25 protein-coding genes and 2 pseudogenes are annotated in these 25,633 nt (G+C 72.7%); 7 read left to right on the top strand and 20 right to left on the bottom strand.

The genetic code is table 11. The features are described 5' to 3' along the window. Positions 1 to 38 precede the first annotated feature (38 nt). The gene (locus ACZ6B8_RS24055; RefSeq protein WP_471608549.1) at positions 39 to 1,328 is read left to right on the top strand and encodes a phosphodiester glycosidase family protein; all 1,290 of its coding nucleotides are present in this window, start codon (positions 39 to 41) and stop codon (positions 1,326 to 1,328) included. A gap of 39 nt (positions 1,329 to 1,367) precedes the next feature. Here ACZ6B8_RS24055 and ACZ6B8_RS24050 read toward each other — a convergent pair whose 3' ends face one another. From ACZ6B8_RS24050 to ACZ6B8_RS23980, 15 genes are all read right to left on the bottom strand, one after another. Continuing rightward, positions 1,368 to 2,936 carry a hypothetical protein gene (locus ACZ6B8_RS24050; RefSeq protein ID WP_471081592.1) on the bottom strand — a complete coding sequence of 523 codons (1,569 nt, stop codon included), beginning with the start codon at positions 2,934 to 2,936 and terminating at the stop codon, positions 1,368 to 1,370. A 73-nt stretch (positions 2,937 to 3,009) separates the two neighbouring features. Next, entirely contained in the window at positions 3,010 to 3,204 is a 195-nt protein-coding gene (locus ACZ6B8_RS24045; RefSeq protein ID WP_471081595.1) for a hypothetical protein, read from the bottom strand. Between the two features lie 128 nt (positions 3,205 to 3,332). Continuing rightward, the gene (locus ACZ6B8_RS24040) at positions 3,333 to 4,193 is read right to left on the bottom strand and encodes a phosphatidylinositol-specific phospholipase C/glycerophosphodiester phosphodiesterase family protein (RefSeq protein ID WP_471081598.1); all 861 of its coding nucleotides are present in this window, start codon (positions 4,191 to 4,193) and stop codon (positions 3,333 to 3,335) included. A 233-nt stretch (positions 4,194 to 4,426) separates the two neighbouring features. Continuing rightward, positions 4,427 to 4,837, bottom strand: a complete 411-nt coding sequence (locus ACZ6B8_RS24035; RefSeq protein WP_471081601.1) for a hypothetical protein — start codon at positions 4,835 to 4,837, stop codon at positions 4,427 to 4,429. A 79-nt stretch (positions 4,838 to 4,916) separates the two neighbouring features. Then, positions 4,917 to 5,450, bottom strand: a complete 534-nt coding sequence (locus tag ACZ6B8_RS24030) for a hypothetical protein (RefSeq protein WP_471608548.1) — start codon at positions 5,448 to 5,450, stop codon at positions 4,917 to 4,919. Between the two features lie 49 nt (positions 5,451 to 5,499). After that, positions 5,500 to 5,724, bottom strand: coding sequence for a hypothetical protein (locus ACZ6B8_RS24025; RefSeq protein ID WP_471081607.1), 225 nt, complete (start codon positions 5,722 to 5,724; stop codon positions 5,500 to 5,502). A gap of 30 nt (positions 5,725 to 5,754) precedes the next feature. After that, the gene (locus ACZ6B8_RS24020) at positions 5,755 to 6,435 is read right to left on the bottom strand and encodes an ABC transporter ATP-binding protein (protein WP_471608547.1); all 681 of its coding nucleotides are present in this window, start codon (positions 6,433 to 6,435) and stop codon (positions 5,755 to 5,757) included. Beyond that, positions 6,428 to 7,357 carry an ABC transporter ATP-binding protein gene (locus ACZ6B8_RS24015; RefSeq protein WP_471608609.1) on the bottom strand — a complete coding sequence of 310 codons (930 nt, stop codon included), beginning with the start codon at positions 7,355 to 7,357 and terminating at the stop codon, positions 6,428 to 6,430. Before ACZ6B8_RS24015 ends, ACZ6B8_RS24020 begins: the two co-directional genes overlap by 8 nt. A 44-nt stretch (positions 7,358 to 7,401) precedes the next feature. Continuing rightward, a complete protein-coding gene (locus ACZ6B8_RS24010; RefSeq protein ID WP_471608546.1) occupies positions 7,402 to 8,349 on the bottom strand; it encodes an ABC transporter permease in 948 nt (315 codons plus the stop codon). Further along, positions 8,342 to 9,307, bottom strand: a complete 966-nt coding sequence (locus ACZ6B8_RS24005; protein WP_471082640.1) for an ABC transporter permease — start codon at positions 9,305 to 9,307, stop codon at positions 8,342 to 8,344. Before ACZ6B8_RS24005 ends, ACZ6B8_RS24010 begins: the two co-directional genes overlap by 8 nt. A 59-nt stretch (positions 9,308 to 9,366) precedes the next feature. Beyond that, positions 9,367 to 10,953 (bottom strand): ABC transporter substrate-binding protein, encoded by a 1,587-nt coding sequence (locus tag ACZ6B8_RS24000; protein WP_471608545.1) that lies wholly within the window; start codon positions 10,951 to 10,953, stop codon positions 9,367 to 9,369. A 152-nt stretch (positions 10,954 to 11,105) separates the two neighbouring features. Next, on the bottom strand, positions 11,106 to 12,221 hold the full coding sequence (locus ACZ6B8_RS23995; protein ID WP_471608544.1) for an acyl-CoA dehydrogenase family protein: 1,116 nt from the start codon (positions 12,219 to 12,221) through the stop codon (positions 11,106 to 11,108). Then, positions 12,221 to 13,408, bottom strand: coding sequence for an acyl-CoA dehydrogenase family protein (locus ACZ6B8_RS23990; RefSeq protein ID WP_471608543.1), 1,188 nt, complete (start codon positions 13,406 to 13,408; stop codon positions 12,221 to 12,223). The genes ACZ6B8_RS23995 and ACZ6B8_RS23990 overlap by 1 nt, the downstream gene beginning before the upstream one ends. Further along, the gene (locus ACZ6B8_RS23985; RefSeq protein WP_471608542.1) at positions 13,405 to 14,373 is read right to left on the bottom strand and encodes an NADPH:quinone oxidoreductase family protein; all 969 of its coding nucleotides are present in this window, start codon (positions 14,371 to 14,373) and stop codon (positions 13,405 to 13,407) included. Before ACZ6B8_RS23985 ends, ACZ6B8_RS23990 begins: the two co-directional genes overlap by 4 nt. Positions 14,374 to 14,472: 99 nt before the next feature. Beyond that, entirely contained in the window at positions 14,473 to 15,087 is a 615-nt protein-coding gene (locus tag ACZ6B8_RS23980; RefSeq protein ID WP_471608541.1) for a helix-turn-helix domain-containing protein, read from the bottom strand. Between the two features lie 120 nt (positions 15,088 to 15,207). On the opposite strand from ACZ6B8_RS23980, the gene ACZ6B8_RS23975 reads away from it, so the two are divergent. Further along, positions 15,208 to 16,275, top strand: a complete 1,068-nt coding sequence (locus ACZ6B8_RS23975) for an NAD(P)/FAD-dependent oxidoreductase (protein WP_471608540.1) — start codon at positions 15,208 to 15,210, stop codon at positions 16,273 to 16,275. Positions 16,276 to 16,287: 12 nt separating this feature from the next. Here ACZ6B8_RS23975 and ACZ6B8_RS23970 read toward each other — a convergent pair whose 3' ends face one another. Beyond that, positions 16,288 to 17,196, bottom strand: coding sequence for a LysR family transcriptional regulator (locus ACZ6B8_RS23970; RefSeq protein WP_471608539.1), 909 nt, complete (start codon positions 17,194 to 17,196; stop codon positions 16,288 to 16,290). A gap of 217 nt (positions 17,197 to 17,413) precedes the next feature. On the opposite strand from ACZ6B8_RS23970, the gene ACZ6B8_RS23965 reads away from it, so the two are divergent. Further along, positions 17,414 to 17,986, top strand: a complete 573-nt coding sequence (locus ACZ6B8_RS23965; RefSeq protein WP_471608538.1) for a DUF6817 domain-containing protein — start codon at positions 17,414 to 17,416, stop codon at positions 17,984 to 17,986. A gap of 98 nt (positions 17,987 to 18,084) precedes the next feature. Then, a complete protein-coding gene (locus tag ACZ6B8_RS23960; RefSeq protein WP_471608537.1) occupies positions 18,085 to 18,975 on the top strand; it encodes an SDR family oxidoreductase in 891 nt (296 codons plus the stop codon). Between the two features lie 110 nt (positions 18,976 to 19,085). Here ACZ6B8_RS23960 and ACZ6B8_RS23955 read toward each other — a convergent pair whose 3' ends face one another. From ACZ6B8_RS23955 to ACZ6B8_RS23940, 4 genes and pseudogenes are all read right to left on the bottom strand, one after another. Then, positions 19,086 to 19,919 (bottom strand): enoyl-CoA hydratase/isomerase family protein, encoded by an 834-nt coding sequence (locus ACZ6B8_RS23955; protein ID WP_471608536.1) that lies wholly within the window; start codon positions 19,917 to 19,919, stop codon positions 19,086 to 19,088. 55 nt (positions 19,920 to 19,974) lie between these two features. Beyond that, complete coding sequence (locus ACZ6B8_RS23950) at positions 19,975 to 20,733, bottom strand: PIG-L deacetylase family protein (RefSeq protein WP_471081646.1); 759 nt, start codon at positions 20,731 to 20,733, stop codon at positions 19,975 to 19,977. Positions 20,734 to 20,834: 101 nt separating this feature from the next. Beyond that, the gene (locus tag ACZ6B8_RS23945) at positions 20,835 to 22,136 is read right to left on the bottom strand and encodes an alpha/beta fold hydrolase (RefSeq protein WP_471608535.1); all 1,302 of its coding nucleotides are present in this window, start codon (positions 22,134 to 22,136) and stop codon (positions 20,835 to 20,837) included. 122 nt (positions 22,137 to 22,258) lie between these two features. Next, positions 22,259 to 22,414, bottom strand: a pseudogene (locus ACZ6B8_RS23940) (LacI family transcriptional regulator); the annotation flags it as partial. A gap of 158 nt (positions 22,415 to 22,572) precedes the next feature. On the opposite strand from ACZ6B8_RS23940, the pseudogene ACZ6B8_RS23935 reads away from it, so the two are divergent. The 3 genes and pseudogenes from ACZ6B8_RS23935 to ACZ6B8_RS23925 all read left to right on the top strand — a co-directional run. Further along, positions 22,573 to 23,325, top strand: a pseudogene (locus tag ACZ6B8_RS23935) ((Fe-S)-binding protein); the annotation flags it as partial. Between the two features lie 149 nt (positions 23,326 to 23,474). Then, entirely contained in the window at positions 23,475 to 24,986 is a 1,512-nt protein-coding gene (locus ACZ6B8_RS23930; protein ID WP_471081652.1) for a lactate utilization protein B, read from the top strand. After that, entirely contained in the window at positions 24,983 to 25,630 is a 648-nt protein-coding gene (locus ACZ6B8_RS23925) for a LutC/YkgG family protein (protein WP_471608534.1), read from the top strand. Before ACZ6B8_RS23930 ends, ACZ6B8_RS23925 begins: the two co-directional genes overlap by 4 nt. The last annotated feature ends 3 nt before the right edge of the window (positions 25,631 to 25,633 follow it).

The following is a 25,633-nucleotide window of genomic DNA, read 5'->3' as shown; positions in this document are numbered from 1 at the left end:
CAGTTGGTTCGCTGATCGGTCGACATCAGGGGGTACCTGTGGCACGTCGAACGCAACGGAGCGGCCGGTTCAGAACGGCCTGCACCCTCATCACGACGCTCGGCACGCTGGCCGGCGCGGCTCTTCTGGGAGCGGCTCCGGCCGGCGGTGCCGTCGGGACGGCGCAGCGCCCGGCGGAGAAGGCCGCGCCGAGCCCGATCGCGCCGGGCGTGGAGTACACGTACTTCGACATTCCCACCGCGCGCGGCACGGCCCGTGCCCACGTCCTCGACGTGGATCTGCGCGACCCGCGTACGAGCGTCGGTCTGCTCTATCCGGGCAAGGTCGCCGCACGGGCGCCCGTCTCCGCGCTCGCGGACGGCGTCGGCGCCGTCGGCGGCATCAACGGCGACTTCTTCAACATCACCGAGACCCAGCACCCCGGTGTCGAGGCGACCGGCGCGCCGGTCGGCCCCGCGGTCGCGAACGGGCGCGCCCTGAAGGCCGCCGTGCCGGACGGGCAGCGCTTCGGTCCCGCCATGCCGCCGGGCGTGACCACCAAGGCCGTACTCGGGGTCGGGACCGACCGCCGGGCGCGCCTGGACGACCTCGCCCTCGAGGGGCGGATCCGCACCCCCGGGGGCGGCCTCCCACTGGGCGGCCTCAATCAGTACGCGCTGCCGGTGGGGTCGGTGGGCGCGTTCACCGACGACTGGGGCTCCGTCTCGCGGACGCGGGCGACCTGCGGCACCGACACCAGCCGCGGCGCGCCCTGCAGCGCGGACACCCATGAGGTGACCGTCCGCGGCGGCCGGGTGGTGGCCTCGTCCGACACGCCGGGCACCGGGCCCATCGCGCGCGGCAGCACGGTCCTGGTCGGACGCGAGCAGGGCGCGCAGCAGCTGCGCAAGCTCTCGACGGGCGACCGGGTCTCGGTCAGCCACCGCCTGGTCGCGGCCGCCTCGCACGTCCCGTTCCGCTTCGCGCTCGGCGGCTTCCCCGTGCTCCGCGACGGCGTGCCCCTGCCCGGTCTGGACACCACCACCCCGGCGGTGCGCACGGCGGCCGGCATCTCCGACGACGGACGCCGGCTGCTGCTCCTCTCGCTCGACGGCGCCCCGGAGTTCCGCAGCGGTCTGACCATCGCCGAAGTGACCGACGTCTTGCGGGGGTTGGGCGCGCGGGACGGCTTCAGCCTGGACGGCGGCGGCTCCTCCACCCTCGTCTCGGCCACGTCCACGCTGGTCGCGCGGGCGCCGGGCGCCGATGCCGTGACGGTGCGCAACCACCCGAGCGGCGGTGCGGAGCGCCCGGTGCCCAACGGCATCGGCGTGTTCTCCCGGAAGTGAGCCGTGACCGGCCGGTCCGCTCCGCTCCGGGGCGGCCGGTCACCGCGTGTCGCGCACCGCGACAAGGCCGTTGAAGGCACCCACGTAGGCGGTCCCGTCGGGCCCGAGCGTCACCGGCGCCCAGTTATTGTCGTACGCGATGCCCGTGCCGGCGAGCCGCTTCCACCGGGTGTCGCCGGTGCGGAAGTCGACCGCCGTCAGGTACCAGGCGTCGACGCCGAGGCGGTTGGGCTCCTTGGTGTAGAAGTACAACAGGCCGTTGGCGGTGGAGAGTTTGGGCACCGTGGACGGTGAGCGTTCGGCGCTCTCCCAGACCGTGTCGCAGCCGCTGCCGTCCTCGCGCACATCGATCCGGCTGACGCCGCCGACGACGCTGCGCCCGAAGGTGAGCGACGTGATGTTCTCGTAGCCGTAGTTGTTCTCCACGACCAGGCTGTCGCCCCAGGTGATCAGGGAGTTGTCGGTGGTGGAGGCGCCGGAGCCGAAGACGGGGACCTTGCAGACGAGCCGCTCGTCGGCGGGCACGTCGGCGCCGCGCCGGTAGACGAGGACGTTCATGCGGTCGTCGGCGTTGTCGGTGATCGCCACGTAGTCGTCGTGCTCGCCGAAGAGGTCCGGCGTGGTGCCCGAACCCTGGTTCACCGAACCGGGCTTGGTGCCGGTGCCGCGGTCGTACGTCTGGCGCCAGATCACTTTCGGTGTGCCGTCCGGCCCGGCCCGGAAGCTGTAGAGGGCGTGGTCGGAGACGATGGAGACGCCGTCCTCGGCGACGGAGAAGGAGTTCTGGATCTCCTCGCCGTCGAGCCGGACGGAGCGGATGTCACCGCTCTTCGGATCGACGGTGCCGATGCGGCCCTGCCGGGTCACCCACCAGATGCGGCCCTCCCAGTCGGGCATCACGGAGGTGACCGGGTCACAGGTGCCGCTCGGGTAGAGGTTGGTCCAGCTGACGCAGTCGTGCGGGACGTGCGCCGTGAGGTCCCACTCCTTGTCGACGACGAAGCGCCAACTCCCGTCCGCCGTCTGCTCGTGCGCGAGCCGGACGATGTGCTGCCGGGAGTCGGCGAGGACGAGCCGGTCCTCGTCGTCGAGGTAGGAGTAGGCGCCGCCCGAGGTGTCCTTGAAGATCCTGGAGAAGTCCAGCCGGGTGATGGCCTCGATGGTGGAGGGCCGTTGCGGGAGCTTGTACTCGGCGAGGGTGTCCAGCGTCCCGGGGTCGAGCAGCTTGACCAGGAAGCCGGTGAAGGTGCCGCAGACGGTGACGATGCGCCCGGCGCGGTCGAAGGTGACGGTGGCGCACTCGCCGCCCAGCGCGGCCATCTTCTCACTGGTGACCGCGGGCCGCTGTCCGAGCGGCCCGTTCCAGGGGTACGTTCCGCTGCCCGCCGCGTCGGCGTGCATGCCGCTGCGGCCATTGGCGGCGAGATACGGGTGCTGGGGCGGCGGGGTGCCGGGCAGCGGGCGGGCGTCGGCGGGCGCGCCCTCGTAACTCTCGACGAGCCGGTGTCCGGGGGCGTTGGGGATCTCGTCGGCGTACGCGGGGACCGCGAGGGAGACGGTCAGGGCCACGGCGCTGACGGGAACGAGGCGGCGCAGTCTGCGGGACATGCGCCGAAGCTAGATCGCGGCTCGCGAAGTGTCCATGAAACGGCGTCAGTTGTTCATGAAGACGCAAAGAAGGTCATGGCTGGATTCCGCTGACGATGCCCGCGGTGGCGGTCAGCCCCTCACGGATGGTGGGGGCCATGCTGGTGCTCGCCAGGTAGAAGCCCAGCAGGCCGCAGACGATGGCGTGCGAGATCTTCAGTGCTCCGTTGCGCAGGAAGACCACCGCAAGGATCAGGAGCAGCAGTACGACAGAGATCGAAATGGCCACGGGAGTACCTCCTCCGCCACGCGACACCGCGGGCTCACGGCCGTCAGTGTGGCGTAACGGAGGGTGCGTCCGGGCGTCTGACCTGTGCTCCGAACGGGTGCTCCTTGGTGCGGTGTTGATCGGCGGGGTCAGCGGCGGTGCGCGTCGAGGAACGTCGCGAGGCCGGCGAGGTCGTCGGTGTTGAGGTGATCCACTCCGGCGGCGAGCAGCTCGCCCCAGACCGCGTCGCGCTGGGGCCCCGGCAGGTCCGGGGTCGCCCAGAACCGTACGCGCTGTCCGTGTGCGTGGGCCCCGGAGACGATACCGCGCAGCTTGTCCCGTTCGGCGGGGGGTATCGGGCCGGTACCCGTCCAGCTGAAGTTGAGGGACCAGTTGTCGCTGATCAGCGGGATGAGCGAGGCGGGTGCCGGGGTGCCGAGGTCGGTGAGCCGGCCGTCGTAGAAGGCGTACCGGACGCGCTGTGCCTCCATCGGGACGCGCGCCGCGCGGTCACCGGAGACGACGGCGGTGATCGCGCTGCGGCGCACCTTTCCGTGGACATAGGTGGTGAACAGCCGCCGGTAGGGCCGCAGATGCTCGTGGAGCGCGGTGTAGGTGGCCGCGCCCTCGGTTTTGATGTCGATGAGCAGCTGGAACGGGGTGCGGTGGTAACCCCGGTGCACGGAGCCGTGGTTGGCGCGCACCCGGGCGGCCAGCGGGTCCAGGTAGAGGGATTCGAGGGTGCGGGTGGGGTCGAGGTCGGCCGGGTCGTGGGCGACGAGCAGCCGGCCGTCGACGAGGTAGATGTCGGCCTCGACGCTGTGGAAGCGGTGGTCGAGCGCGTCGAGGAGGGGCCGCGGGTGGTCGTAGTCGTTGTGGGCGTGGGCGCGGAGCAGCGGCCGGGGGTGGTGACCGCGGTCGCTCGCGCGGGCGTAGGCGGGCGCCGCGATACCGCCGGCGAGGGCGGCTCCGAGGGTGGTGAGGGCTCTGCGACGGGTGGTGAGGGCCATGTCTGCCTCCCGGGAGGGCGGGTCGGTGCGGCGTCGGGTGTGACGGCGCGGGGGACGACGGGGCTGAGCCTCGGGGCATGAAACGCCGAGGCTCACCCCCGACCGGGCTACCACCAGGTCGCGATGGTCAACCCCCTGGAGGGAAGGTGAGTTCCCGCCGTGAACGACGGAGCGACGCTCCACAGGGAGCCCGACCGCCAGGGAAGTCTCAGCGCGTTCCTGTCGGGGACTCGTCAGGTGATCACCAGCAGGACCACCCACATAATGGCGGCGAGCGACGGCAGAACGTATACGAGCATGGCCGTAGTACCGACACCTCGTGGCGAGCAAGTGACGGTCGTCTCCGCATAATCGGGAAGAGCTCTCTTGATGCGGCGTTGAAGTGCAGCGCTGTACAAGCGGTGCCTATTGCCCACATAGACCCAGATGATGGTGAGCGCGATGCCGAACGCCGCGATGACCCGCGCGGGCCGTGTTCCACTGCCTGCAGTGAGAATCGTGCTGTAAGCCACCGCCAGCAGGGATTGTGCAACCAGAAAGAGGTTGCCTTGCTGGTAGCGCACGTTGTCCTCGTGCAGTCCGTGTTGCCAGAGCCGGTCCGCCACGGCCGCGCGTTCCTCGTCTCCGCCGGTCGAACGCCCCATGCCCCCACCTCTCCCTCCACCCATAGATGAAGGCACTACTGTCGGCGCCCCCCCTTCCGGACGGCCCCGAGCGGTGTAGCTAGATTCGATCGCGCGTATGCAGTGACGGCATGTCGTGGCCCGGCAGGACAGGTGCTCCGTAAATTTCCCTGATACGCCCGGCGATCTGTTCCTGAGCCCCTCGAAGGGCGTGCACCGCGGCCTCGTCGGACACCTTTCCCTCGACCGTTCGGTTGGTCAGGAGATGGGCGAGCTCGACCAGTCCACGGAGCTCGTCGTCCAGAACAAGTCCTTTGAGGCTCGCACACCGGAAGTTCGCCTCCCTGACGGCTTCGGTTGCGTCCTCGTCGGGCCGCCCTTCCTCCGTCAGCTGACGCAAGCGTCGGACGACGAGGTACACCTCGGAGAGGGAGGAGTGGACATCGAGCAGGTGCGTCAGCTCGAACGTCTCGCGCCGCTCCACGGAGGCCTGCCCGCGATCGAGCTCCCGGAGCTTCTGTTCACGTCTCAGTGCGGCGGCCTCCCTGCGTCCCTCACTCAACTGATTGAGCCAGGCGCCGAGCACGAGGGTGACGACAGGCAGGACAGCGGTGACCGTCCCTTCCCACTCCACGGGCGGAGCGTACGGCTGCGTCGCCGCTCTGCATAGGGGCCGACTCCGGCTACGCCGCCCTCCGGTCGAGGACCTCCGGGTCGGCGCAGTGGGCGAGCGGGTCGCCGCGCAGGAAGCGGCCGGCCCCGGCGGCGACGGTCCGGGCCGCCTTGTGCGCGACCTCCTGGCTGCCGCCCGCGATGTGCGGCGTCCTGACGATGCCGGAGGTCTTCAGCAGGCGCGATCCGGCCGGGACGGGTTCCTGCGGGCAGACGTCGAAGGCGGCGCCGACCACTGGGGAGCCGGTGGCAGATCGGCGGTCGTTCTAGCGGAGAAGCCGCTCCCGGCTCTCGCACACCAGCTCGTCCCAGTGCACCGTGCGGTCGCACCACCGCTCCAGCAGGACACGGTCGTGGCCGACCGCGAGAAGTCCCGCACCGCGCTCGGCCCGGTACTCCTCCACGACATGGACCAGGGCCGCCGTCGTCGAGGCGTCGAGCATCGCCGTCATCTCGTCGCAGATCAGCCAGCGCGGACGCAGCACCAACGCGCGTGCCAGGCAGGCGCGTTGCAGCTGGCCGTCGCTGACCTCGTGCGGGCGGCGGCCCAAGAGGTCCGCGCCGAGGCCGACGCGGGCCGCGAGCTCCGGGACAAGCGCGGCCGCCTCGGCGCCGCGGCCGACGGCCCGCAGCGGCTCCGCGATCAGCGCCGTCAGGGTCAGTCGCGGGTCCGCGGAGAGCCGCGGCTGCTGGAAGACCACGCCGAACGCGGTCCGCTGCGCGCGGGGCGCCCGGTGGCGCCACCCGGCGGCGGCCTCGCCGTCGATGACGACCTGCCCGGCGTCGGGGCGGTGCAGCAGCGCGGCGACCCGCGCCAGCGTGGATTTGCCGCAGCCGCTGGGGCCGAGCAGCCCCACGGACTCCCCGGGCGCGAGGGTGAGGTCGGCGCCGCGCACGACGGGCGCGCGCCGGTCGTAACCGGCCGTGATGGAGCGCAGTTCAAGCACGGGGCGCCTCCAGCACGTCCGCGTGAGGGTGGTGGCAGGCCGTGCCGTCCGTGAGCGCGGGCAGCGCCCGGCACGCCTCGTCGGCGCGGTCGCAGCGGGCGGCGAACGCGCAGCCCTCGGGGAGTGCGGACAGCTCGGGCGGCATGCCGGGGACGGGCGTGAACTCCCGCTCGGGCAGGGCGTTCAGGAGGCCTCGGGCGTACGGGTGGCGGGGGCCCGGGGTGCCGAAGAAGGCTGTGGCGTCGGTGAGTTCGACGATGCGGCCCGCGTACATGACGGCGACGCGGTCGGCGATCCGTTCGGCGGCGGCCAGATCGTGGGTGATCAGGAGCAGCGCGCGGTCGTCCCCGACGTGCCGGCGCAGCTCGTCCACCGTGCGGTCCACGAGGTCGCGGTCGAGTCCGGTCGTCGGTTCGTCGGCGAGCAGCAGCGGTGCGTCGCCGATGAGGGCGAGCGCGGTGGCGGCGCGCTGCGCGAGGCCGCCGGACAGCTCGTGGGGGTAGCGGTCGAGGTGGCCCGCGGGGAACGCGGCGCGCCCGGCGGCCGCCTCGGCCGCGGCCCGCAGCTGTGGCCTGCGCACCCCCGCGAGTTCACGCAGCGCCTCCTCCAGTTGGGAGCGCACCGTGCGGACCGGGGTGAGGTGGGCGGCGGGACTCTGCGGGACGAGACCGACGCGGCGGCCCCGCACGGTGCGGGCCAGGGTGCGCTCGTCGGCGGTGAGGAGGTCGACGCGGTCGCCGGCGCCGGCGGCCGGGAGGAGCGCGCCCCCGGCGGTCTCCGCGTTCTCCGGGAGCAGCCCGAGCAGCGCGGAGGCGAGCACGGACTTGCCGCAGCCGCTCTCGCCGACCAGGGCGAGGCACTCCCCCGCCGCGAGGTCGAAGGTGACGTCGGTGACGGCGCGGACATGGGTGCCGCCGCGCATGCGGAAGCGTACGGAGAGCCCCCGCACGGAGAGGACGGGGACCGTCACAGCATGAGCTCCGATCGGCGCCGGGGATTGATCCGCTCCCGCCAGGCGCCCGCGAGGCCCGCGATCGCCAGGGTGGGCACGATGATGAAGAGACCGGGGAAGAGCGTCGGCCACCAGTCGCCCGCGAGCAGCGAACCGCGCGCGCTCTGCACGAGCGTGCCGAGGCTCGCCTGGTGGGTGGGGAGTCCGAGGCCGAGGAAGGAGAGCGCGGACTCGTGCCAGATGGCGTGCGGCACCATCAGGACGGCGGCGAGCCCGGCCTGCGGCAGGACTCCCGGCAGCAGATGGCGCACGGCGACGCGGAGCCGCGAGGCGCCGCCGGATATCGCCGCGTCGACGTAGGGCCTGGCGCGCAGCGAGAGCACCTCGGCGCGCACGATGCGGGCGGTGGAGAGCCAGTGGGTGAGCGCCACGGAGACCACCACCGGCCAGACACCCGGCCGGAACATGGCGACGATGAAGATGCCGAGCAGCAGGTGCGGCACGGAGGAGAAGACGTCCACGAGCCGCATCACGAGCCGGTCCACCCACCCTCCTGAGGCGGCCGCGAGGGCGCCGACCGCCGTGCCGATGACGGTGGCGACGACAGCCGCGACGACCCCCACCAGCAGCGAGACGCGCAGTCCGTAGACACAGCGCAGCAGCAGGTCGCGCCCGACGTCGTCGGTGCCGAAGGGGTGCGCGAGCGAGGGCGCCCGCAGCTTCGCGGCCAGGTCGACGGCCTGCTCGTCGAGGTGGACGAGGGGCGGTACGAGGAGCACGGCGAGGACGACTGCGGCGACGAGCGCCGCGGAGGTGCGCACCCGCCATGCGCGCGTGGAGCGGCGCACACCGCCCCGGGCCCGCCAGACGATGTCGGTCGACCCGGTCGTCCCGGTCGTCTCAGAGGCGGCAGTGCTCTCAGCGCTCTCAGTGCTCTCAGCGGTCCGAGCGGTCTCAGCCATCGAATCCCACCCTCGGGTCGGCGAGGCCGTACAGGAGGTCGGCCACGAGGTTGCCGAGCAGCACCGCCGCCGTGGCGAGCGCGGTCAGCGCGGCGAGCAGCGGAAAGTCCACGGCGGTGGCGGCCTGCACGGTGGCCGCGGCGATGCCGGGCCAGCTGAAGACGGTCTCCACCAGAAGCGCTCCGGTGATCAGTTCGGGTACACGGGAGCCGATGAGCGTGAGCACGGGCAGCATGCCGGAGCGCAGCGCGTGCCCGAGGAGCACGGTGCGTTCGGCGAGGCCACGCGCGCGTGCGCCGCGCACGGGGTCGTCGCCCAGCGCGTCGCCGACCCCCTGGCGTACGTAGAGCACGAACCAGGGCAGCTGCGAGATCGCGAGGACGCCCGCGGGCAGCACCAGATGGCTCGCGACCTGTCCGGCGGTCACCGCCGAGCTGGCGGTGTCCGTCAGACCACCGGAGGGCAGCACGCCGAGCTTCAGGGCGAACAGCCAGACGGCGAGCAGCCCGAGCCAGAACGGCGGCGCGGCCTCCAGGGTGTACGCGAGGGACGTCACGGCGCGGTCGACCCAGCCGCCGGGGCGGCGCGCGGCGAGCACGCCGAGCGCCGTGCCGAGCAGGATCGCGACGAGGAACGCGGTCGCGGCGAGCAGCACGGACCAGCCGACCCGCTCGCCGATGACGTCGGCGACGGGCTGCCGCAGCGTGCTGGAGTCCCCGAAGTCACCACGGAGCGCGGAGGTCAGCCACGCCCACCAGCGGGCGGCCAGCGGCCGGTCGACGCCGAGGTTGGCGCGCAGCTGGTCGAGGTTCTCCTGCGAGGCGGTGAGCCCGGCCGTGCCCGCGTACGCCTTGACGGGGTCGAAGGGCGAGGCGGCGGCTACGGCGAAGACGCCGAAGGTGACGACGAGCAGCACGGGCACGGCGAACAGGGCCCGCCGTCCCGCGAGCCGGGCCATCGGCCCCCAGGGGAGGCGACGGCGTGCCGTCTTCCCCGGGGCCTCGGTCATCGCCGTGGTCACTTCTTCGGCTGCCAGTCCTCGACGTTCCACCACGGGCCGGACGCCAGGCCGTGGTCGTGCGGCTCGACCTGGGTGGTGAGGTCGCCGAACTTCTTGTCCACGACGTAGAGGTGGTCGATGTGGGTGAGGAAGGTGTAGCCCGGGTCCTTCACCAGCTCGCGCTGGATCGTGTCGTAGGCGGCCTGGCGCTCGGCGTGGTCGCCGCTCTTGCGGGCGTCCTCCAGGGCCTTGTCGACCTTGGGGTTGTCGTAGTGCGCCATGTTGTTGAAGCCGTCGCCCGCGAGGGAGGACTTCAGGAGCGTGTACTGGTCGAAGTCCGGGTCGGCCGGGGAGCCGCCGCCGGCCAGGACGGCGTCCTTGGGCATGCGGGGCTCGATGACCTCCCACGTGCCGGACTGCACCTGCACCTTGATGCCGAGCTTCTTGGCGTCGGAGGCGTAGGCGAGGGCGTGGTCCTGGCGGAGCTTGTCGCCGGAGAGGTACCAGAGCGGGAAGGCCGCCTTGATGCCGTCCTTCTCCCGGATGCCGTCCTTGCCCGGCTTCCAGCCGGCGTCGTCGAGGATCTTCTTCGCCCTGGCGGCGTCGAACGTGCGCTCGGTGCCCTTGGTGAACCACGGGCTGTCGGTCGGGACGGGCCCGTAGGCCTCCTTGCCCTCGCCGTACAGGATCGAGTCGACCATCGCCTTGCGGTCGACGCCGACGTCGAGAGCGCGGCGGACGGCGGTGTCGCCGGCGACCTTGTTGCCGGTGGGCAGGGTCACCACCCGGTAGTCGAAGGTCTTGGCGGCGTAGCTCTTCTTGCCGCTGTCGTTCTTGTACTTCTTCGCCAGGTTGGGCGGCAGGATCGCCCCGTCGAGCTCTCCGGCGTCGAGCCGGGTGGCGCGGATGTCGTCGTCCTTGATGATCGCCATGGTGAAGTTCTTGACCTTCGGCGCGCCGCCCCAGTAGTCGGGGTTGGCCTTGAAGGTCAGCTTCTCGCCCTTGGACCACTTGACCAGTTCGTAGGGTCCCGTGCCGATCGGCTTGGTGGTGAAGGCGCCGGTGTTCACGTCCTGCTTCGCCGCGATGTGCTCGGGCGCGATGGGCAGTACGGTGCGCTCGGCGAACGGCGCGTAGGGGTACTTCAGGTGGAAGACGACGGTGTCGTCGCCCTTCGCCTCGACGCTCTTGACCGCGTCGAGCTCGGTCTTGGAGGCGTTGTTGGTCTTCTTGTCGAGGATGGTCTCGTACGTGAAGACGACGTCCTTGGCCGAGAAGGGCTTGCCGTCGCTGAACTTGACGCCCTCGCGCAGCTTGTACGTGTAGGTCCTGCCGTCGTCGGCGACCTTGGGCAGCGCGGCGGCGAGGGCGGGCTTGAGCTTCATGTCGGCGTCGTGGGTGAGCAGCCCGTCGAAGATCTTCGAGTTGCCGTCCTTGCCGTAGCCGAGGAGCGGGCTGAGGGTCTCCGGCTCGTAGGCGATGCCGACGACCGCCGAGTCCTTCGCGCCGCCGCCGTCGCCCGGCGCCGAGCAGGCGGAGGCGGCGACCGCTATCGCGGCCGCCGTCGCCACCGCGCCTGCGCCCCGTGTCGATCGGGCCCTCATGCTCCACACCCCTACTGAAGATCATCTGTTATTGCGAGCAGTTCGCAATTATGCACTACGTAATGGGAGCGTAAAACGCGCAGCCCGCACCTGGTAGGTGCGGGCTGCATCGAGTTTCGCGACGGGATCTCGCGCGGGTGTGGCGGGCGAGGTCAGGGGGCCTGGAGATCCACCAGGGCGGCCAGCTCCTCGCGGTGGCGTCCGGCCGTTCCGTAGGCGATCGAGTCCGCCTTGGCACGCTTGAGGTAGAGGTGGACGGGGTGCTCCCAGGTCATGCCGATGCCACCGTGCAACTGCAGCGCCTCCTCGGCCGCGTGGACCGCCACGGCGGCCGCGTAGGCCTGGGCGAGGGCGGCCGCCACGTCCGCGTCGGCGCTGTCGGCGGCGAGGGTGTCGGCGGCGTTCCGGGCGGCGGCACGGACGCCCACGACCTCCAGCCACAGCTGGGCGAGGCGGTGCTTGAGCGCCTGGAAGGAGCCGACGGGCCGGTTGAACTGGTGCCGTTCCTTGACGTAGCGGACGGTCTCCGTCAGACACCATTCGGCGATGCCGAGCTGCTCCGAGGCGAGCAGCGCCGCGCCGGCCCGCAGCCCGCGCCGTACGGCGGCGTCCGCGTCGCGCGTCAGCTCGCGCGCGCCGGCCGCCTCGAAGGTGACCGCGGCGAGCGGGCGCGTGAGGTCGAGGGAGGTCTGCGGGGTGACGGTGACGCCGTCCTGCGCCGTGTCGACCGCGTACAGCACGCCGTCGGCGGGCACGAGCAGCACATCGGCGCCCACCGCGTCCGCGATGCCGGTCAACTCCCCGTGCAGGGCGCCCGCTTCGTGCCGTACCCCCTGGAACACGTCCCCGGGGGCGACGGCGAGCCCGACGGCGAGGGCGCCCACCGTACGGCCGGTGGCGAGCGCCGCGAGCAGCTCGGTGGCCTCGGCGCCGGCGCAGCCGAGCAGCGTCTCCGTGGCGACGACGGCGCTGGTGAGGTAGGGCACGGGTGCCACCGCGCGGCCCAACTCCTCAAGGACAACGGCGACTTCGCGGTGCGTGGCGCCCTGACCGCCCAGCTCCTCGGGCACCAGGAGGCCGGCCAGGCCCATGCCGCCGGTGAGCGCCTTCCACACTTCACGATCGTACGGGGCGTCGTGCCCGGCGGGTTCGACGCGGGCGAGGACAGTGGCGGCGTCGCAGCGGTCGGCGAGCAGGGCCCGCACGGCCGAGCGCAGCGCCTCTTCCTCTTCGGAGTAGAGCAGGTCGCGCTGTTCGCTCTGTGTCATCAACGGGCCAGGTCCTTCCAGGCGACGTCCTTGTCGGTGCGCGGCTCGGCGGGCAGGCCGAGGACACGCTCGGCGACGATGTTGAGCAGGACCTCGCTGGTCCCGCCCTCGATGCTGTTGCCCTTGGAGCGCAGATAGCGGTAGCCCGCCTCGCGGCCGGTGAAGTCGACCAGCTCGGGCCTGCGCATCGTCCAGTCGTCGTACAACAGCCCCTCCTCGCCGAGGAGTTCCACCTCCAGGCCGCTGATCTCCTGGTTGAGGCGGGCGAACCCGAGCTTCATGCCGGAGCCCTCGGGGCCGGGGTGTCCGGCGACGAGCTGCTGACGCAGCCGCTCTCCGGTGATCCGGGCGACCTCCGCCTCGACCCAGAGCTTCAACAGGCGCTGGTGGAGGTCGTGGGTGCGCAGGTCGGGCCGCTCGCGCCAGGTCGCGGTGACCGTGCCGATCATGCCGCCCTCGCGCGGGATGCGCATGCCGCCGATGGAGACGCGCTCGTTCATGAGGGTGGTCTGGGCGACCTTCCAGCCCTCGCCGACCTCGCCTAGCCGGTGGGCGTCGGGGACGCGTACGTCGCTGAGGAACACCTCGTTGAACTCGGCCTCGCCGGTGATCTGGCGCAGCGGCCGCACCTCGACGCCGGGGTCGGTCATGTCGCACACGAAGTAGGTGATGCCGCGGTGCTTGGGCAGGTCGGGGTCGGTGCGGGCGATGAGGATGGCCCAGCGGGCGCTGTGCGCGCTGGAGGTCCACACCTTCTGGCCGTTGACGATCCAGTCGCCACTCGCCTCGTCGCGGACCGCGCGGGTGCCGAGCGCGGCGAGGTCGGAGCCGGCGCCCGGCTCGCTGAAGAGCTGGCACCACACCTCCTCGCCGGTCCACAGCGGGCGCAGGAAGCGCTGTTTCTGCTCCTCCGTGCCGAAGCCGAGGACGGTCGGCGCGGCCATGCCGAGGCCGATGCCGATGCGCCGCGGGTCGTTGTCGGGCGCGCCCGCGGCCTCCAGCGCGGCGTCCACCACGGCCTGCAGGGAGCGCGGCGCACCGAGCCCGCCGAGGCCCTCGGGGTAGTGGACCCAGGCGAGGCCGGCGTCGAAGCGGGCCCTGAGGAAGTCGGCGCGGTCCGTCGTGGCGGGCGGGTGCGCGGCAAGCAACTCCTCGGTACGGGAGCGCAGTTCGGCTGCGTCGGTCATGCGGCACCTCCGTGCGGGAGGACGACGACCCGGCCGGTGGTGACGCCGTCGGCGACGCGCTGCACGGCGGAGGCGGCGCCGGCCATCGGGACGCGCTCGCTCACCAGCGGCTTGACGGCGCCCTTGGCGGCGAGCTCGGACAGCTCCTCGTGACAGCGCAGGATCAGGCTCGGGGCCTTCGTCTTGTACAGGCCCCAGTGCAGGCCCACGATCGAGTAGTTCTTCACCAGGGCGTGGTTGAGCGCGGGCGAGGGGATGGTGCCGCTGGCGAAGCCGATGACGAGGATGCGGCCCTCGAAGGCCACGCACTTCGCGGACTTGGTGTAGGCGTCGCCGCCCACCGGGTCGTAGATCACGTCGGCGCCGCGACCGCCGGTGGCCTCCTTGACCGCGCCGATCACGTCGTCCGTGCGCCGGTCGAGGACCAGGTCGCAGCCGAGCTCGCGGGCGACCGCCGCCTTGTCCGCGCCGCCGACGACGCCGATGACCTTGGCACCCGCCGCCTTGCCGAGCTGGACCGCGGCGCTGCCGACGCCACCGGCCGCGGCGTGCACCAGCAGGGTCTCGCCCGCCTGGAGGTGGGCGCGGCGGTGCAGCGCGAACCAGCCGGTCTGGTAGCCGATGTGCAGCGCGGCGGCCTCGGCGTCGTCCAGCGCGTCCGGGGCGGGCAGCAGCGCGGCGGCCTCCGCGACCGCGTACCCGGCGAGACCGCCGTGCGGCAGCACCGGGCCCGCGATCACGCGCCGCCCGTCCTCGGTCTCGCCGCAGATCTCCAGGCCCGGCGTGAACGGCAGCGGGGGCCGCACCTGGTACTGGCCCCGGCAGAGCAGCGCGTCGGGGAAGTTGATGTTCGCGGCGCGCACCTTCAGCAGCACCTGCCCCTCGCCGAGCGCGGGGCGGTCCACCTCGGCGAGGCGCATCACCTCGCCCGGCTCGCCGTTCTCGTGCACTTGCCATGCCTGCATGCGGGGCCTCCACGGGGGCTGTCGTAGACCGGGCTCGTCCGCATACTAAGCGGTCGCTTGCCCGTAAGGGAACAGTCCCGGCCACCCCCGGCCCACCGCTCAGCCGAGGTCTCCCTTACGGGTCGGCCGCGCCCGTACGTGCATGCGCTCGCCCTGCGGGCCGAAAAGGCTGATGAACTCCGCGCCGGTCTCGCTCGTGGCCCCGAACCAGTGCGGGACCCGGGTGTCGAACTCCGCCGCCTCGCCGGGGCCGAGCACCACGTCGTGGTCCCCGAGGATCAGGCGCAGCTTCCCCGAGAGCACGTACAGCCACTCGTACCCCTCATGGGTCTGCGGGTCCGGGGCGGCCGTGGCGCGGGCGGGCTCGACCACCTTGTACGCCTGGAGTCCGCCGGGCTGCCGGGTCAGCGGCAGCATGGTCCTGCCGTGCCGGACGATCGGCTTGGCCCGCACGCGCGGGTCGCCCACGGGTGGCGCGCCGACCAGTTCGTCCAGCGGCACCTGGTGGGCGCGGGCGATCGGCAGGAGGAGTTCGAGGCTGGGCCTGCGGTGGCCGGATTCCAGCCGGGACAGGGTGCTGACGGAGATGCCGGTGGCGGCGGACAGACCGGCGAGGGTGGCGCCGCGTTCCTTGCGGATGCGGCGCAGCCGGGGCCCGACCTCCGTGAGGACCTGGTCCATCGACTCCGACTCGACCGTCTCGTCTTCTCTCATGCTCCCCATGATGCCTGGTTTTGCGGTTACGGCAAGGGCGCTTGCCGTAACCGCGCGTCCGGGGCGACAGTCGGGAGACGTGGAAGGTCACTGTGCCCAACGGACGAGAGGCGAAGAGCGATGAGCGGGACGAGGAACGAAAGCGGCACCCCCGGCGAGCGGCGCGGCGACGGGCAGGACGAGCGTTACGACGCGGTGGTCATCGGCGGCGGCGCGGCCGGCCTGAGCTCGGCGCTCGCGCTCGGCCGGTCCCGCCGGCGCGTCCTGGTGGTGGACTCCGGCGAGCCCCGCAACGCTCCCGCCGCCCACATGCAGGGCTACCTCTCGCGGGACGGCATGCCCCCTGCCGAGTTCCTGGCCGAGGGGCGCGGGGAGCTGCGGCGGTACGGGGTGGAGCTGGTGAGCGGCGAGGTGTCGGACGTGACGCCGGACGGCACCGGAGAGTTCGGGGTCACCCTGGCGGACGGCGGGAGGGCGCACGCGCGGCGGGTCGTCGTGGCGACGGGCCTGAGGGACGAACTGCCCGACGTGCCGGGCATCGCCGACCGCTGGGGCCGTGACGTGCTGCACTGCCCGTACTGCCACGGCTGGGAGGTACGGGACCAGCCCTTCGGCGTGCTCGCCCCGGACCCCTTCACCAGCCATCAGGCGCTGCTCGTCACCCAGTGGTCGAAGGACGTGACGCTGTTCCTGCACACCGTGCGCGAGATCCCCGACGCGGAGTGGGAGCGTCTCGCCGCCGCCGGAGTGCGGGTCGTGGAGGGCGAGGTCGCGGGCCTCACGGTGGAGGACGACCGGCTGACGGGCGTACGCCTCGTCGACGGGCGGCACTTCGCCCGCCCGGTCCTCTTCGCGGCCCCGCGCCCGGTGCCCCGCGACGGCCTGCTGCCCGCGCTCGGCGCCGAGTTCCGTCAGACGCCGTTCGGCCCCTTCCCCACGGTCGACGAGACGGGCCGCACCAGCGTGCCGGGCATCTGGGCGGTCGGCAACGCGGCCCAGCCCATGGGACAGGTGATCAACGCGACGAGCTCGGGCTACCTCGCGGGCACGGCGATCAACGCCGAACTCGTCATGACGGACATCGAGACCACGGCGGCCCGACGCCGGGCGGGGGTCTTCACACCGGAGGCGGAGGCGGCGATAACACGGTCGAGGGCGGGCTCGCCCGCATCCGCTCCGTCCCCGTAGGCCTACGCCGCCTCACGCCGCCCCCTCGCCGAAGGTGACGGCGCAGTGGTCCTCCACCGTGTCCGCGAAGGCGCGGGCGAGTGGGGCCAGGGCGTCCCAGCGGCGTACCGCCCAGCCGGTCCACAGGGTGGGCAGGTCGGGGATCGGAATGAGGCGCAGGTCCGCGTGGGCCGGCCCGTGCCAGGCGGGCAGGTCGGGCACGATGGCGTGGCCGAGGCCCAGTTCGGCCAGCAGGATCGCGGTGTCCCAGTCGGCGACGCTGGTGTCCGACGTCGGCGCCGTGCCGGACGCGGCGAGCCAGGAGTCCAGGCGGGAGCGCGAAGTGGCGTTCTCGGGCAGCCCGATGAGGCTGATGTCCGCCAAGTCGGCGATGTCGACACGGGACTTGGCGGCCAGCGGATCGGCGGCGGCGACCGCGAGGACCCAGGGCAGTTCGACGACGGGACGCTGCTCGATGCCGCGCACGGGCTCACCCAGCGTGATCCAGGCGAGGTCGAGGCCGCCGGCGAGAAGCGCGTCGAAGCAGCTGCGCGAGGAATGGGTGGTCTGGAACTCCAGGCTGACGTTGGGGTGGTGGCGCCGGAAGTCGACCACAGCGCCGGACATGAAGTGGCGGACCGTGGTGGACCCGGTGGTGATGCGCACCGCACCGGCCTCGCCGCGCACCAGATCGCGCAGCCGGCGCAACGCGTGGTCGATGTCGCCGAGCCCCCCGGCGGCGGCGGTGTGCAGGAGTTGGCCCGCCGGAGTGGGCACCACACCGCGCGGGTGACGCTCGAGGAGCGCGATGCCCGTCTCGCGTTCCAGGCGCTTGATGTGCTGACTCACTGCGGACTGCGTGCAGGTGAGGTCGCGTGCGACGGCGCTCAGGCTGCCGGTGCGGCAGACGGCGACGAAGACGCGGAGGTCGTCGAGGGTCATGGTGAGTGAAGCTACAGCTTGGGAGTGGGCAAGGTAACCCGAGGATTGACTTGATGGTCGCCTCGGCGGGACGATCTTTCCGGGCCCAGGGCGGCAACCCGGCCGAGCCCCGGCAACCGGTCCGGACGGTGTCGGGGGGTGCGCCGGGTGCCGACCCTCCCCCGGCCCCGGGTGCCCGGACCCGGTCGGTCACCCTCCCGGAAGGCGGGCCGTGCCCATGTCGTCTCCCCCGGCCACCGATCCCCCGGCCACCGAACCCGTTCGCGCCGCACACCGGCTCCTGAGCGAACTCGGCGCCGGAACACTCGATCACCCCGGCGGCACCCTCCTGGCCCACCTCGACCGCGTCCACCTGCGCCTCGCCCAGTGGCAGGCCCGCCCCGCGCTCCGACTGGCGGGCCTCTGCCATGCGCTGTACGGCACGGACGGGTTCCCCGCGCCGCTGGTGCCGCTCCACCAGCGTGCCCCTATCGAGGGGATCATCGGCACCGAGGCCGAAGCGCTCGTGTACTTCTACGCGAGCTGCGACCGGCAGGCCACGTACCCCCAACTCGCGGGACGGGCCGCTCCCTTCCGCGACCGGTTCACCGGCCGCGTCTTCACGCCCACCGCGCCCCGGTGGGCGGACTTCGCCGAACTCACCGCCGCCAACGAACTGGACATCGTGCGCGTCGACACCGTCTTCCGCATCCGCCACGGCCCCGCCCTGTCACGCCTGCTCACCCGCATGCACCCCCTGCTGAGCCCCGCGGCCCGACGGGATCACCAGGACTTGCTGGGGAGTTCGTAGGCCAACGGGTCTGGAGGCTCCACCCGGTACGAGGCACGGAGGCTTCACCCGGGTACGAGGCCTGGAGGTTTCACCCGGTACGAGGTATCGATGTGCCCATGACGAACACAGAGGGCCTGCCCGGCCTGCCGCCGCCTCCCCCGCGGGGCGCGTCCGCGCTGCCGCCCGGGACGTACGACGGCACCGTCGTCCTGGTCACGGGCGGTGGGACGGGCCTCGGCAAGGCCGTTGCCGCGGAGTTCGCGCGCCTCGGCGCCGACCTCGTGATCGCGAGCCGCCAGGAGGACCTGCTCCTGGCCGCGCGCGACGAACTGGCCGAGCTGGGCGGGCGCGTGACCACCGCGGTCTGCGACATCCGGGACGCCGACCACGTCGCCGACGCCTTCGACGCGGCGCAGGCGGCATACGGCCTGCCGGGGGTGCTGGTCAACAACGCGGCCGCCAACTTTCCCGTGCCCGCGGAGGACATGTCACCGAACGCCTGGCGCGCGGTCGTCGACATCACCCTCACCGGCACGTTTCTGATGACGCGCGAGTTCGCCCGCCGCCATCTCGCGGCCGGCACGCCCGGCTCCGTTATCGATGTCGGCGCGTCGTACGCCTGGACCGGCGGCCCCGGTTTCGCGCACAGCGCGGCGGCCAAGGCCGGCGTGAAGAGCCTGGTGGAGACCCTCGCCGTGGAATGGGGCCCGTACGGGATCCAGGTCAACGGCCTGGTGCCGGGCCTGATGCCGCACGACGACATGACCGCGGACATCCGCGGCAACCTCGACCGGGCCCGGGACCTGGCCGCCCGCCAGCCCGCGCTCCGCACCGGCCTCCCCCATGAACTGGGCTGGGCCGCCACCTTCCTGGCCTCGCCGTACGCCCGTTTCATCACCGGCCACACACTGGTGGTGGACGGCGCGAACTGGCAGCGCAGGGGGCTGGTGAGCCCGCCGGTGGTGACGGTGCGGGAGCAGATGGGGAGGGGCGCGTACGAGGGGTGAGCCTCTCGCGCACGAGGATGGGCCCTCTCACGTATGAGGATGGGCCCTCTCACGTACGACGGGCGCTCGCCCTCTCCGCTCGCCCTGGAGGGCCGACCTCCGCGCGGCCCCTACTTCCCCTCGAACGACGCCGCCCGCCCCGCCCCCTTCGCGCCGTACCCCTCCCGCGAGTCCTCCGACGTGAGCGTGATCGCCGCGTTCATCGCGACGCGGTCGAGCGCTCCCGCCATACCCGCGTCGGCGAACGCGTCGATGCCCCGCTTGATGCCCTGCACGGCGAGCGGCCCGTTCGCGGCGATCTCCGCCGCGGTGGCCCGGGACACCGTCCCCAACTCCCCCTCCGGCACGACCTGCTGGAGGAGCCGCAGCCGCTCCGCCGTGGCGGCGCCGATGCGACGGCCGGTGAGCGCCAGCAGCTTGGCCCAGCCCGCGCCGGCCTCCCGCGCGATGCGCAGATCCCCGCCCGCGTCCACGGCGACCCCCAGCGTCGCCTCGGGCAGCGCGAAGACCGCGTCGTCCGCCGCGATCCGCACGTCGGCCATGAGCGCGAGCTCGAAGCCGAAACCCAGGCAGTACCCCTGGACCGCCGCCACGACCGGCTGCGGAAGCTCCGCGAAGGCCCGGAAGCGCTCGTGGACCCAGCGCATGCCCTCGTAGTAGTTGTGGACGCGTTCCGCTCCCGAGCGGCCCGTGATCGCGCCGTCCGGCGCCGTGATGTCGATGCCCGCGCAGAACGCCCGGCCCTCGGCGCGCAGCAGCACCACCCTGATGGAGTCGTCGAAACGGATCCGGTCGGCGAACAGGCCCAGTTGCCGCGTGGACTCCCAGCTCCACGCGTTGAGTTTGTCCGGGCGGCAGAGGGTGAGGATGCCGAGCCCGTCCTCGACGTCGAGCCGCAGCCGCTCCGCACCCTCCGGGATGTCCGTGCCGATGGTGTCGATCATCCGCGCTCCCCTGCCCCCGACACTCCTGATGGAGCGTCAGATTACGGGCGTGGGCTCACCGACTGAAGACCTGGAACGCGACCGCGGGCTTCCCGCCGAAGCGCGGCGCGAGGGCCTGCGCGTTGCCCATCAGGAACGTCCGGCAATACTTCTCCGGGTCCTCGTCCGTCAACACCTCGATGTAGGTGCGGTGTTCGAGGAGCGAGGCCACCGAGCGCTCCAGTCCGGCCGTGGCGTCCACCGCGTGGGTGGGCGTCGCCGAACCGGCGACGGCGACCCAGCGCACGCCGTTCCAGGGTTCGAGGCCCTGCTCCTCGATCAGCTCGGGGAAGATCCACCGGTTGCCCGCGTCCGCCGCGGCGTCCAGCGTGGCCCGGCCGACCGCCACGTGGTCGGGGGTGTTCCAGGCGACACCGCCCCAGGTGTCGCGGTAGTTGAGCGTGATGACCAGCTCGGGGCGGTGCCTGCGGATGGCGGCGGCGATGTCGCGGCGCAGCCCCGTGCCGTACTCGACGACGCCGTCCTTGTGGTCCAGGAACTCCACCGTCTGCACACCGACGACGGCCGCGCTCGCCCGCTGCTCCCGCTCGCGCAGCGGTCCACAGGTCGCGGGGTCGATCGTGTCGATGCCCGCCTCGCCGCGGGTCGCCAGGAGGTACGAGACCTCGCGGCCGCCGTCCGTCCAGCCGGCGATCGCCGCCGCGCACCCGTACTCCAGGTCGTCCGGGTGGGCGACGACGGCGAGCGCGCGCTGCCAGTCCTCGGGCATGGGGGCGAGCTGGTCGGGAGGCGTGGCTGCGGTCTGCTCGGTCATGCCGGGCAGCTTAACCCCGGGGTCCGACAACGAGTCGGGCAAGACCCACCGGCCCGGGGGGTGCCGCACCACACCGGCCCGGCCCCCGTCGGGATGCTGCCTCAGGCCTCGCCGCGCACCAGGGCCAGCATCCGGTCGAGGACGCGCGGCCCGCTCACCCGCAGGCCGTCGTGCTCGTATTCGTCGGTGACCCAGGTCCGCAGGCCCCGGACGGCGCGGGCGGTGCGCAGGGAGTGCTCCGTGTCGACGTACAGGTCGTCGTGGTAGATCGCCGCGGCCGCCGGCACCTCGTTCGCGGCGAGCCGTTCGGTGTCGTACAGGCGCGGCCAGTCGGTGCGCTCCGCGAGCAGCTCGGCGGTCTCGCGCAGCGGGCGCAGCGCCGGATCGGCGTCGAACATCCAGCGCTGCACGGCCTCGCCGGTGAACAGCACCGGTGCGTCGCCCGCCAGCGCCTTCTCCGCGTCGAACCGCGGGAACTCGGCGCGCATCCGCTCGGCCGACCAGGCGAGGGGCCGCCCGTCCTGGCCGTAGATCGACTCGTGCAGGACGGCGAAGAGCGGCACGCGCGCGTGCGAGAGGGCGGCCTGGACGTCCTCCCGGAAGGCGTCGGAGAGGGCCGGCCCGGACGCGGTCGTCACGAAGGCGTCCTCCAGGAGGTAGTGCAGCCGGTGGCTGCCGTCTCCGGAGCCGAGCAGCATGCCGAGGGACTGGAAAGCCGGGACGGTGAGCTTGTAGCCGTTGTCGAGGACCGGCTCGTGTTCGGCGATGTGGGCGGCGATGCGACGGGCCCGCTCGACGTCCTGCGGGTAACGGGCGTAGTGCGCGGCGGACTTGCGCGCCATGCGCGGGTAGGCGGCGCGGTAGACGTCGTCCGCGTGGCCGTCGAGGGTGGGCAGGCCGCCGGTGATGACGGCGGCGGCGAGGCCCTCGGGCGCGGCCGACAGGTAGTGCGTGGCGCAGAAGCCGCCGAAGCTCTGCCCGAGCACGGTCCACGGGGCGCCGCCCGTGACCGCGGGGCGGATCGCCTCGCAGTCACGGACGATGGAGTCCGCGCGGAAGCGGGCGAGGTAGTCGGCCTGTTCGCGGGGGCCGCCGCGCAGCGGGAGGGTCTGCCGGTTGGCGGGTGTGGAGTTGCCGGTGCCGCGCTGGTCGAGGAGGAGGACCCGGAAGTCCTGAAGGGCGCGGCCGAGCCATGACTCCGTGCCGTGGAAGCGGGTGGCCGCGCAGCCGGGGCCGCCCTGGAGGTAGACGAGCCAGGGCCGGTCGGCGCCGCCGCGGGAGGCCGACACCGCCTCACGGGCGAAGAGCTCGATGCGCTCCCCCGCCGGATCGTCGTGGTCGAGCGGCACGCTGAATCGACGGTCGGTGAAGACGACTCCCGGCTGGCGGTACGTGACGGTCAAGGCTGCTCCTGGGCGCTGCGTCGGACGGGGCACGGACGAGGTCCGGATCGGTGCACCGATCTTCTGCCCAGTCCAGCACACGCTCCGGGCGGGCCGTCTCCCCGGGGCCGCCGGGGCTCCGGTCAGCGCGGCGCCAGGCTGGAGCGCCGGACCACCAGCTCGGGCACGAGCATCACACGACGGTGCTCGTGCGCGTCCCCGCCAGCGCCCTTCGTGTGGGTCTCCTCCAGGAGGAGCTCGGCGGCCGTCGCCCCCATGGTGACGGCGGGGGGGGCGACACCGCCCCCTGGCAGGCCGCCCAGGACCGGCTCGGCGCGACGTGAGCGGCCCGGCATGATGCGCGCGGCGCCGCACGGCGTGCGGGCCCACGACTCCCGCAAGCCCGCACGCGCGCGTACGCTGCATCCATCCGATGACCGACAAGGAGGAACCCGCGATGCGCGTCGCCCTGTTCCTGACCTGTGTCAACGACACGCTCTATCCGGACACGGGGCGTGCAGTGGTGAAACTGCTGACCAGGCTGGGAGTTGACGTCGACTTCCCGATGGCGCAGACCTGCTGTGGACAGGCGCACTACAACACCGGGTACCGGCATCAAGCGGAGCCGCTGGCCCGGCATTTCTCCGATGTATTCGGGTCGGACGCGTACGACGCCGTGGTGACGCCGTCCGGCTCGTGCGGGGCGATGGTGCGCGAGCTGTACCCGCGGATGGGCGAGCGGGCGCGGGCCGAGGGCCGTGGCGAGGACCTCGCGCGCACCCTCGCGCCGGTGGTGCCCAAGACGTACGAGCTCACGGAGTTCTTGGTGGACGTCCTCGGTGTCACCGACGTCGGCGCGTACTACCCGCACAAGGTCACCTACCACCCGACCTGTCACGGCCTGCGCGCGCTCGGTCTCGGCGACCGGCCCACCCGGCTCCTGCGGGCGGTGAAGGGGCTCGACCTGGTGGAGCTGCCGGGCGCGGAGGAGTGCTGCGGCTTCGGCGGCACCTTCGCGGTGAAGAACTCCGATGTCTCGGCGGCGATGGGCACCGACAAGGCGCGCCACGCCGAGTCGACCGGCGCCGAGGTGCTCTGCGCGGCGGACAACTCCTGCCTGATGCACATCGGCGGCACGATGGCCCGGCTGCACACGGCGGTGCGCCCCGTGCACATCGCGGAGATCCTGGCGAGCACGGAAAGCGACCCCCCTCCCGGAGAACGCGAACCCGCCCGCGCGGGGCGCCGGCCCCACCGTGCGGAGAGCGAACCCGTCCACGCGGGACCAGACCCCGTACCCGCTGAAGCGGAACCAGACCCCCTCCACGCTGAAGCCGAAGATGCAGAGGAGCCCCGGTCATGAGCGGCGGCACCTTCGTGGGCATGCCCGCCTTTCCGCAGGCCGCGCGCGAGGCGGTCGGCGACACGACCCTGCGCGCCAACCTCCGGCACGCCACGCACACCATCCGCGACAAGCGGGCGCGCGCCGTCGCCGAGCTGTCCGACTGGGACGGGCTGCGCGCGGCAGGCAAGGACATCAAGGACCACACCCTGCGCCATCTCGACCGCTATCTGGTGCTGTTGGAGGAGTCGGTCGTACGGGCCGGCGGCACCGTGCACTGGGCGGCCGACGCCGAGGAGGCGAACCGTATCGTCGCGGAGTTGGTCAAGGCCACGGGCGAGACGGAGGTCGTCAAGGTCAAGTCGATGGCCACCCAGGAGATCGGCCTCAACGAAGCCCTGGAGGCCGAGGGCATCCGCGCCTACGAGACCGACCTCGCCGAGCTCATCGTGCAGCTCGGCCGGGACCGCCCCTCGCACATCCTGGTGCCGGCCATCCACCGCAACCGGGGCGAGATCCGCGACATCTTCGATAAGGAGATGGGGAGTTGGGGCCGGCCGGCCCCGGCGGGGCTCTCCGACACACCGGCCGAGCTCGCCGAGGCGGCCCGTCTGCACCTGCGGGAGAAGTTCCTGCGCGCCAAGGTCGGCGTCTCCGGGGCGAACTTCATGGTCGCCGAGACCGGCACGATGGTCGTCGTGGAGTCGGAGGGCAACGGCCGGATGTGCCTCACCCTCCCCGAGACGCTGATCTCCGTCGTCGGCATCGAGAAGGTCGTCCCGTCCTGGCGCGACCTGGAAGTCTTCCTGCAGACCCTGCCCCGCTCCTCGACGGCCGAGCGCATGAACCCCTATACGTCGATGTGGACGGGCACCGCCGACGGGGACGGACCGAGCGCCTTCCACCTGGTTCTGCTCGACAACGGCCGCACCGACACCCTCGCCGACGAGGTGGGCCGCCAGGCCCTGCGCTGCATCCGCTGCTCGGCGTGTCTCAACGTGTGCCCGGTGTACGAGCGGGCGGGCGGGCATGCGTACGGTTCGGTCTACCCGGGCCCCATCGGCGCGATCCTCAGCCCTCAGCTGCGGGGCACCCAGAGCGAGATCGACGCCTCCCTGCCGTACGCGTCCTCGCTCTGCGGGGCCTGCTACGAGGTGTGTCCCGTCGCCATCGACATCCCCGAGGTCCTCGTCCATCTGCGGGAGCGCGTCGTCCAGGGCGGTGAGGCGACCCGTGACGGGAACAGGGTGACGCTGAAGCCGGCCAAGGGGCATGCGGCGGAGCGGGCGGCGATGCGCGCGGCGGGACTGGCGTTCGCGCGGCCCGGTGCGCTGCGCGCGGGCCAGCGTCTCGCGTCGCGCACCCGCCGCTTCCATCCGCGCTCCCTGCCGGGGCCCGGGCAGGCGTGGAGCGCGACCCGCGAGCTCCCGAAGGTGCCGGCGGAGCCGTTCCGCGACTGGTGGCAGCGGACGAACGGCGGCAAGGACAACGGCGGAGTGGACAACGGGAACGGGGAGGGCGGCCAGTGAGCAGCAGGGACCGGATCCTGGGCCGGGTGCGGCGGGCGCTCGCCGACGTGCCGGCCGGCGACCCCGCGTACGGGAGCGCGGTGGACCGCGGATACGCGCGCGAGCACGGCGCCCGCAGCACCGAGGAGACCGTCGGCCTGCTCGCGGAGAACCTGGCGGACTACCGCGCGATCGTGTACCGCGCCACCCGCGCGGAGCTGCCGACGACGCTCATGCGGCTGCTCGCGGAGCGCGGCGCGGAGTCGGTGCTCGTGCCGCCGGGGCTGCCGCACGGCTGGATGGCCGAGGCGGATCCGGTGCTGGTCCACGACCGGGCCGCGCTCACGGCCGGGCAGCTCGACCGGGTCGACAGCGTGGTCACCGGCTGCGCCGTGGCGATCGCCGAGACCGGCACGCTCGTGCTCGACGGCTCCCCCGACCAGGGCCGCCGCCGCATCACGCTCGTCCCCGACCATCACATCTGTGTCGTACGCGTCCCCGACCAGGTCGTCTCCTCCGTGCCGCGGGCGCTCGAACGGCTGGATCCGGCCCGGCCGCTCACCTGGATCTCCGGACCCTCCGCGACCAGCGACATCGAGCTGGACCGGGTCGAGGGGGTCCACGGACCGCGCACCCTGGAGGTGGTGTTGATGAGCGGCGAGTGACGG

This window comes from Streptomyces sp. NPDC041122 (assembly GCF_055592445.1).
This window is presented reverse-complemented; position numbering and strand designations above follow the sequence as displayed.

Bases quoted from the DNA above. Each gene is read 5' to 3' on its own strand.
- ACZ6B8_RS24050 (WP_471081592.1), bottom strand. From the start codon at position 2,936: ATGTCCCGCAGACTGCGCCGCCTCGTTCCCGTCAGCGCCGTGGCCCTG.
- ACZ6B8_RS24040 (WP_471081598.1), bottom strand. From the start codon at position 4,193: ATGGCCCTCACCACCCGTCGCAGAGCCCTCACCACCCTCGGAGCCGCC.
- ACZ6B8_RS24035 (WP_471081601.1), bottom strand. From the start codon at position 4,837: ATGGGGCGTTCGACCGGCGGAGACGAGGAACGCGCGGCCGTGGCGGAC.
- ACZ6B8_RS24015 (WP_471608609.1), bottom strand. From the start codon at position 7,357: ATGCGCGGCGGCACCCATGTCCGCGCCGTCACCGACGTCACCTTCGAC.
- ACZ6B8_RS24010 (WP_471608546.1), bottom strand. From the start codon at position 8,349: ATGGCTGAGACCGCTCGGACCGCTGAGAGCACTGAGAGCGCTGAGAGC.
- ACZ6B8_RS24005 (WP_471082640.1), bottom strand. From the start codon at position 9,307: ATGGCCCGGCTCGCGGGACGGCGGGCCCTGTTCGCCGTGCCCGTGCTG.
- ACZ6B8_RS24000 (WP_471608545.1), bottom strand. From the start codon at position 10,953: ATGAGGGCCCGATCGACACGGGGCGCAGGCGCGGTGGCGACGGCGGCC.
- ACZ6B8_RS23995 (WP_471608544.1), bottom strand. From the start codon at position 12,221: ATGACACAGAGCGAACAGCGCGACCTGCTCTACTCCGAAGAGGAAGAG.
- ACZ6B8_RS23990 (WP_471608543.1), bottom strand. From the start codon at position 13,408: ATGACCGACGCAGCCGAACTGCGCTCCCGTACCGAGGAGTTGCTTGCC.
- ACZ6B8_RS23985 (WP_471608542.1), bottom strand. From the start codon at position 14,373: ATGCAGGCATGGCAAGTGCACGAGAACGGCGAGCCGGGCGAGGTGATG.
- ACZ6B8_RS23980 (WP_471608541.1), bottom strand. From the start codon at position 15,087: ATGAGAGAAGACGAGACGGTCGAGTCGGAGTCGATGGACCAGGTCCTC.
- ACZ6B8_RS23975 (WP_471608540.1), top strand. From the start codon at position 15,208: ATGAGCGGGACGAGGAACGAAAGCGGCACCCCCGGCGAGCGGCGCGGC.
- ACZ6B8_RS23970 (WP_471608539.1), bottom strand. From the start codon at position 17,196: ATGACCCTCGACGACCTCCGCGTCTTCGTCGCCGTCTGCCGCACCGGC.
- ACZ6B8_RS23965 (WP_471608538.1), top strand. From the start codon at position 17,414: ATGTCGTCTCCCCCGGCCACCGATCCCCCGGCCACCGAACCCGTTCGC.
- ACZ6B8_RS23960 (WP_471608537.1), top strand. From the start codon at position 18,085: ATGACGAACACAGAGGGCCTGCCCGGCCTGCCGCCGCCTCCCCCGCGG.
- ACZ6B8_RS23955 (WP_471608536.1), bottom strand. From the start codon at position 19,919: ATGATCGACACCATCGGCACGGACATCCCGGAGGGTGCGGAGCGGCTG.
- ACZ6B8_RS23950 (WP_471081646.1), bottom strand. From the start codon at position 20,733: ATGACCGAGCAGACCGCAGCCACGCCTCCCGACCAGCTCGCCCCCATG.
- ACZ6B8_RS23930 (WP_471081652.1), top strand. From the start codon at position 23,475: ATGAGCGGCGGCACCTTCGTGGGCATGCCCGCCTTTCCGCAGGCCGCG.